The 1,142-nt window shown below is 61.0% G+C and carries 1 protein-coding gene; it reads right to left on the bottom strand.

Going from position 1 to position 1,142, the window contains the following annotated elements; all coding sequences use genetic code 11:
• A partial coding sequence (locus CAG46_RS27460) for a thiamine pyrophosphate-binding protein (RefSeq protein WP_256575156.1) occupies positions 1-696 on the bottom strand: 696 nt, incomplete at its 3' end.
• Between the last annotated feature and the right edge of the window lie 446 nt (positions 697-1,142).

The following is a 1,142-nucleotide window of genomic DNA, read 5'->3' as shown; positions in this document are numbered from 1 at the left end:
CTGGGTGGTGATGAACGGGATGCCGGTCTTGTCGATCAGCTGCTTGAGGACCTTGGCGGTCATCTTGCGGTTGGCGCCGGCGCCGATCACCAGGATCGGGCTGCGAGCTTTCTGCAGTTTTTCCACGGCGGCTTCGATGGCCTTGTGCTCGGCCAGCGGGCGGCGGCTCAGGCTAGGCGGAATCGGCAGGCTTTCGGTCTGCTCGGCAGCGATGTCTTCAGGCAGCTCCAGGTGGACCGCACCCGGCTTCTCTTCTTCGGCCAGGCGGAAGGCTTCGCGCATACGGGCCGGGATGTTGTCGGCCGAGGCGAACTGGTGGGTGTACTTGGTGATGGGGTCCATCATGCCGCACACGTCGATGATCTGGAAACGGCCCTGCTTGGACTTCTTGATCGGCTTCTGGCCGGTGATCATCATCATCGGCATGCCGCCCAGGTAGGCATAGGCGCTGGCGGTGACCAGGTTGGTGGCGCCAGGGCCGAGGGTCGACAGGCTGACGCCAGTCTTGCCGGTCAGGCGGCCGTAAGTGGCGGCCATGAAGCCTGCGGACTGCTCGTGACGGGTAAGTACCAGCTTGATCTTCGACTTGCGCAGGGATTCGAGCAGGTCGAGGTTTTCTTCACCGGGAATACCGAATACATACTCGACACCTTCGTTTTCCAGGCATTGCACAACGACATCGGCGGCCTTGGCCATCTTGCTTGCTACCTCAAGTGATGGGACGGTGGAAGTCCGGAAATGCGCAGCACGGTACGCTGGCATCGCTCAGCCCGGGGCCAGGAATGCCCCGAACCAAAGTCTTGACGTAGGGTGGGCGCGGGAAAGTCACGTGAATGTGACGGGAATATTGTCGCAGCCTGGGTATTGCGCGCTCAGAGTGGGAGTTGTGGGAGCGGGCAAGTCGAAGCGTCGAACCGCCGCGAAACAGGCGACGCGGTGAATGGCACCGGCTTTGCCGGTGTTCGCGGGCGCGCCCGCTCCCACAGGGGCTGCGTATGCCTGGGAATTTTTGCACCACAAAGACAAAACCCCTACCTGCATGCGCAGATAGGGGTTTTGCGAAATGAATCTTGACGATGACCTACTCTCACATGGGGAAACCCCACACTACCATCGGCGATGCATCGTTTCACTGCTGAGTT

Source organism: Pseudomonas sp. B23(2017), from assembly GCF_002113725.1.
GTDB lineage: Bacteria > Pseudomonadota > Gammaproteobacteria > Pseudomonadales > Pseudomonadaceae > Aquipseudomonas > Aquipseudomonas putida_Z.
The sequence above is the reverse complement of the archived record's forward strand: the minus strand, read 5'-3'. Positions and strand labels throughout refer to the sequence as shown.